This is a genomic window from Candidatus Alcyoniella australis (assembly GCA_030765605.1).
Lineage (GTDB): Bacteria > Lernaellota > Lernaellaia > JAVCCG01 > Alcyoniellaceae > Alcyoniella > Alcyoniella australis.
Window position 1 is genome coordinate 1 of sequence record JAVCCG010000137.1, and the last position, 5,691, is coordinate 5,691.

Genomic DNA, 5,691 nt, shown 5'->3' on the forward strand with positions numbered 1-5,691 from the left:
CGAACTTGCCGCCCACGCTGGATTCGCCGAGCACGCCGGTCAACGGCGAGCGGAACAGCAGCGAGGTCTTGCACGCCGTGGGCACGGGAAAACCGGTGAGCAGGCCGTTGGCGATCACCAGCGCCTCGTCGTCGTTGCCGTCGATGAACAGCTTGGCGCCGATACCGCCACCGCCTAGATAGAGTTTAAGATCAGCCGGGTCGACGTCGAAACGTTCGACGCCGCCCGAGCTCAGATCGATGCTGATAAACCGACCGTAGCGACTTGGCATAGCCGCAACCTCTCTTAAAAAAGGGTCAGCAAGTCGTAATGACTAGGCCTTCATGTTGCCCAGGTTGGCCAGGGCCACGGAGCCGGGGCTGATCGGCTCGGGATCGGCCATCACGTTGATGCAGGCGGTCTTGCCCGAGGCGAATGCCTCTTCCAGCGCGGGCCGGATGCCGTCGGGCTGATCCACGTACAGCCCCTTGCCGCCCAGCGCCTCGACCATCTTGTGGTAGTCCACCGGGCCGATGTGCGTGCCCGCGTCAATGGCGTGACCGATACGCAGCACCTGGCTGTGACGGATCATGCCCCAGCCCAGATCGTTGTTGATCACGACCACAGTGGGCAATCCCTTGCGGATCGCGGTCTCAAACTCCATGAAGTTGAAACCCACCGATCCGTCGCCGATCACCAGGCAGACGCGCTTCTCCGGATAGAGGTACTTGGCCGCGTTGGCGAACGGAAGGCCCACGCCCAAGCAACCGTATAAACCCGAATCCATGTAGTGCGCCGGTTTGCGGGTGGTGCGCGTCATGCCCATCCAGACCTGGGTGTCGCCGCCGTCGGCGATCACGATGTCGTCATCGCGGTCCATGAAGTCGTTGATCTCGCGCATCACGCGTAACGGATGGATCGGCACATCGTCGCTTTCCCAGTTGGGCTGGGCCTGCTCCTTCATGTCGGTGTGCATTTCGCGCAGCTCAGAAACCCAACCCGCGAACTTGGCCGTAAGCTCGTTGCCCACGCCCGATTCGTCGAGCTGACGATTGCACTCGGCCAGCAGGCCGCGCACGTCGCTGACGATTCCCAGATCGATCGAACGGTTGCGGCCGATCTCCTCGGGCTCGATGTCGACCTGGACAAACTTGGCGTCTTGCGGAAACACATCGCCGAACACGTAGTAGAGGCTGATCCGCGTACCCAGCAAGATCACCAAATCGGTTGATGTGTTGGCGACCATCGCCGCGCCGGGACGGATCGCCAGCGAGCTCTCAAAACACAGCGGATGGGTATCGGAGATCGTTCCGCGACCCATACCCGAGGTCATGGTCGGCACTCCGACCTTCTCGACGAACTCGGTCAGCTCCTTGGCCGCGTCGGCGTACCAGGCGCCGCTGCCCGCGATCACGATCGGATGCTGGGCCTGGCGGATCATCTCGATCATCTTCGCCGCGTTGCCCGCGTCGGCGTAGCACGAGCAGACGTCGGTCCGGGGGCGCTTGGCGCAACCTTCGTCGACCTCCGCATTGAGCACGTCCACCGGCAGTTCGAGGTAGACCGGGCCGGGGCGGCCGCTGGCTGCCGTGCGGTAGGCCATGTCCACGAACTCGCAAACGCGCTCGGGACGCTGGCAGACAAAGGCGCGTTTGACCATCGACTCGATCACCGGCGCCTGACGGATGTCCTGCAGGTCGAGGCGCTCGGAACTCTCGATGCCCACCGCGCCGGAGATCAGCACCAGCGGAGTGTTGGACATCCGCGCGTTGGCAATCGCGCTCAGCGTATTGGTGAAGCCCGGTCCGGCCGTGACCATCGCGGTTCCGGGTTTGCGCGTCAGCCGGCCGTAGGCCTCGGCCATGAACACCGCGGACTGCTCGTGCCGTGTATCGAACAGCGTGACATTCGAGTTTTCGAGGTGTTGGTAGATCGGAGTGATATGACCGCCGCTGAGGGTGAAGATCGTATCGATCCCGCGATTGATCAGGGCCTCGGCCACGAGTTGCGCGCTGCTGACTTTGGACATCTGAACTCTCCTGTGAATTCTGGATTTGCTATTTCATGACGCGAGATCGCGCCGTGTTTTCTAGTTTGCGGCTATAGCTCCATCAACTGGCCGCCGGTGATGTTGATCGCCTGGCCGGTGAGATAGGATGAAGCCTGCGAGGCCAGGAACGCAACCAGGTTGCCCACGTCGCCCGGATTGCCGATGCGCCCCAGGGGAATCGTGCCGATCATCTCCTGCTCGCGCTGCTCCACGCTCTCGCCGGTAAAGTCGGCCTCGAGGCCGAAGCGCCACTTCTCCAGGTCGGTCATGATCTGTCCGGGACAAATCGCGTTGACGCGCAAACCCGCGGGCGCCAGCTCTTTGGCCATCACCTTGGTGAGCATGATCACCCCGGCCTTGGCCACGGCGTAGGCGCTGTTGAGCAGCGGCGGGACCTTGCCCGCGCGCGACGCGGTGTTGACGATGCTTCCGCCGTTTTCCAGCATCAGCGGCAACAGGGCACGCGACACGCGGAACACGCCGTGCAGGTTGACGTCGACGGTCTTCATCCAAGCGGCCTCGTCGTAAGAGACCACCGAATTGGGCACGCCGAACGATGCGCCGGCGTTGTTGCACAGCACGTCGAGCTGATCGAAGTTCTCACTGATCTGCTCGACCATCTTGGCGATGCTCTGCGCGTTGGTCACGTCGAGGTCCACGGCCAGACCCTTGACGCCGTAGCGCTGCGCAAGGTCGGCGGCGATCGATTCCATCTCCTCGCGCGAGCCGGTGCGCACCGCAAAGTCGCCGCCCGCGATTGCGCCGATGTCGGCGATGATTACGTTGGCGCCGTTGGCAGCGAGCTTCTCGGCAATGGCATAGCCGATGCCCGTGCGTTTTCCGGCTCCGCTGATCAGTGCCGTTTTTCCCTTTAGATCTTCGTACATCGCGCCTCCTGGCATTAATAATTGAGGTTGGCGTTTGAGCTTAATTCATATACTGAACGCTATTCATTGTCAACCCCGATCTATGTTCGCTTTTGCCTTTTCTTGACCCCCTTGTACCGCTGTCTCACAATACCGACCGCACGGAGGTTGCACAACATGGTTTCACAGCTCAGGGGCAAGTCCAAGGCCCGCAGACTGCGCATTGGTTTTGCCAAACGCGAGATCACTCCGCCGCTGCCCTTCCCGTTGGCCGGGATGGGCGATCGCCACGAGCGCCTGGCCTCGCAGATCCGCGATCCGCTCTACTCCCGGGCGCTGGCCGTATCCGACGGTCGCAACGCCGCGCTGGTGATCTCGACCGACCTCCTGCTGATCACCGACCAACTGCGCCTTGCGGTTGAACAGCGTCTGCAACAGTCCGGCAAAAGTTATATCGGTCTGATGCTCAGCGCCACGCACACCCATTCGGCCTGCGGTGGATATTGGTCTGCGCCTTCGGCCAAACTGTTCATGGGAACTTACCGTCAAGCGATCTTCGACCTGCTGGTGGAACGGATCGCCGAGTCGGCCGCCGCCGCGCTGGACGATCTGAAGCCCGCGCAGCTGAGCCTGGGGCAGGTGCAGACCGAGGGGCTGAGCTACAACCGCCGTCACGCGGATGGTCCCATCGACCGCACCCTTGGCGTGCTCACCGCGCGCCGCGCCCGCGGCCGCGACGTGCGCCTGGTTTGTTTCGGCGCGCATCCGGTTGCTGTCGGGTTTCGCAGCTACAACACAGCCTCGGCCGATTATCCCGGCGCGCTTATCGAGCTGATCGAACGTCAGGGATTTGACGCGATGTTCATCGTCGGCCCGGTGGGCGGAGTCAACGCGCTGTTTCCCGAGGGCCCGATGGAGATGGACGTGCATCTGCGTATGCTCTCCTCGCTGCTGCACGAGCAGGTCGAGACGGCCGCTGCCGACGAGCGGCCGATCAAGGGTAACGACGTGGCTTTCGCCGCGGGCGAGGCCAAAATCGTACTGCATACGCCGCGGCTGTTTCCCGACGATCGGCGCTGGGCCGAGCGCCTGGCGCTACCGCTACGGCTCTATCTGCGGCGCTTCGGCCACGGCGGCATGGGCAACGTACACGCCACGCGCGTGCCCGTGCTGCGTGCCGGAGAGCTGGTGTTCACCGGCTTTCCCGCGGACCTGGGTCATACCGTGGGGATCGCCGCGCGGCAGATGATCGAACAGGCCGGATTGCAGACCATCGGCGTGGCCTCGCAGACCGACGACTACGTGGGCTACGTGCACCTCGACGAGCAGTACGACCAGTTCGAGTCCAAGGACCGCTCAGCGCTGTGGATGACGATCTACGAAAACGGCCTGGGATTCGGCGGCCGCAGCGTGGGACCGGATTTGCTCGAGGCGTTCCGCGGCGCGCTGTTCAGCGTGCTCCCAAGCTAGCCCGCAGCCGCAGCTCGCGCGGCCTGTGTTATAATAATTTTACCAACTTCATCAGGAAGGCTCTTTGCCCATACGATCGCCTTATACGCCAGTTGTCGCCATCGTCCTGGCGATACTGTTGTCTGCGGCGGCAGCTTTCGCAGCCGATTCTGACATTGACGGGTTCGGCGATCTGTTGTTCGAGATCAACGTCTCGGCAATCACCGGCGACGCGATCGTGCTCAGCGTGGAGTACGTCAGCCCCTACTTTTACGCCACCGGGGCCAACAACTTTACCCTCCCCAAGAAGGTCTACGTGATCGACCAGAGCGGCGCGCTGGTCGCATCTTTCGATCAATCGAACCTCACCACCTGGGGTTGGCTGGACATGGCCTTTGACGGCTCATTCCTCTACGCCAGCGCCGGACAGAACATCGACGCCTTTACCACCGGCGGCGCCTACGTGGGTAGTTTCCCCGGACCGCTGAATCCCAACCACGCCCTGGCCTACGATCCCAACGCCGGACATTTTTGGACCGCACTGTACAACTCGGAGATTTTCGAGATCGACCGTAGCGGCAACGTTCTGGGTCGCTTTGCCAATTCCTACAGCTCGTTCGGCATGGCCTGGGACACGGCCAGCGCAGGCGGACCATACCTCTGGGTCTCGGCCACCGCGCCCAACCTCATCCACCAATTCAACCCGTCAACCGGCGAATACACCGGAGTTACCATCGACACGCCGTGGGTCGAATGGCTGCTCGGCGGACTGGACTTCGCCATGTACTGGGACGGCTCGCAAGTCGTGGGCCTGCTGATCGGCGTCAATCGCGCCTACTTAGTGTCTGACACGATCTTCGGCGTTGAGCTGTTTACCTGCGCCGGCTGCCAGATCGGCACGACCTGCTACGCGCCGGGCCAGCTGCTGCCGGGCAACGAATGCTACATCTGCGATCCGGGGCGCACGCCGTTCTACTGGTCGTATAACGACGGCGTGCCCTGCGAGGACGATCTGTGGTGCACGGTGGACGGCGTATGCGAGTCCGGAGTCTGCATCGGCGTGCTGCGCGACTGCGACGACGACCTGTTCTGCAGCGGCGTCGAGTTCTGCGACGAGGATATCGACCAGTGTATATCGCCCGGCGACCCGTGCGAGGAATTTGAATACTGCGACGAGGATCAAGACCTCTGCCTGCCCTCGGGCGACGATGACGACGACGACGATGATGACGACGATGATGACGACGACGACGACGATGACGATGACGACGATGACGACGACGACGACGATGACGACGACGATGACGACGACGACGACGATGATCTTGATGACGACGATCTTGATGA

Annotated in this window: 5 protein-coding genes; 2 read left to right on the plus strand and 3 right to left on the minus strand. The window is 62.5% G+C overall.

Annotated elements, in window-relative coordinates:
* The 3 genes from P9M14_16620 to P9M14_16630 all read right to left on the minus strand — a co-directional run.
* Window positions 1-271: aldehyde ferredoxin oxidoreductase N-terminal domain-containing protein (locus tag P9M14_16620; protein MDP8257370.1), on the minus strand; the 271-nt coding region annotated here is incomplete at its 3' end.
* Between the two features lie 42 nt (window positions 272-313).
* On the minus strand, window positions 314-2,008 hold the full coding sequence (locus P9M14_16625) for a thiamine pyrophosphate-binding protein (GenBank protein ID MDP8257371.1): 1,695 nt from the start codon (window positions 2,006-2,008) through the stop codon (window positions 314-316).
* A gap of 71 nt (window positions 2,009-2,079) precedes the next feature.
* The gene (locus P9M14_16630) at window positions 2,080-2,916 is read right to left on the minus strand and encodes an SDR family NAD(P)-dependent oxidoreductase (protein MDP8257372.1); all 837 of its coding nucleotides are present in this window, start codon (window positions 2,914-2,916) and stop codon (window positions 2,080-2,082) included.
* 156 nt (window positions 2,917-3,072) lie between these two features.
* Between P9M14_16630 and P9M14_16635 the strand changes: the two genes are divergently transcribed.
* Both P9M14_16635 and P9M14_16640 read left to right on the plus strand, forming a co-directional pair.
* Window positions 3,073-4,365: a neutral/alkaline non-lysosomal ceramidase N-terminal domain-containing protein gene (locus P9M14_16635; GenBank protein ID MDP8257373.1), complete on the plus strand. Its 1,293-nt coding sequence runs from the start codon at window positions 3,073-3,075 to the stop codon at window positions 4,363-4,365.
* Between the two features lie 118 nt (window positions 4,366-4,483).
* On the plus strand, window positions 4,484-5,691 hold a 1,208-nt coding region (locus P9M14_16640; GenBank protein ID MDP8257374.1), incomplete at its 3' end, for a hypothetical protein.

Coding starts and splice junctions, on each gene's coding strand:
- P9M14_16625 (MDP8257371.1), bottom strand. CDS start 2,008: ATGTCCAAAGTCAGCAGCGCGCAACTCGTGGCCGAGGCCCTGATCAAT.
- P9M14_16630 (MDP8257372.1), bottom strand. CDS start 2,916: ATGTACGAAGATCTAAAGGGAAAAACGGCACTGATCAGCGGAGCCGGA.
- P9M14_16635 (MDP8257373.1), top strand. CDS start 3,073: ATGGTTTCACAGCTCAGGGGCAAGTCCAAGGCCCGCAGACTGCGCATT.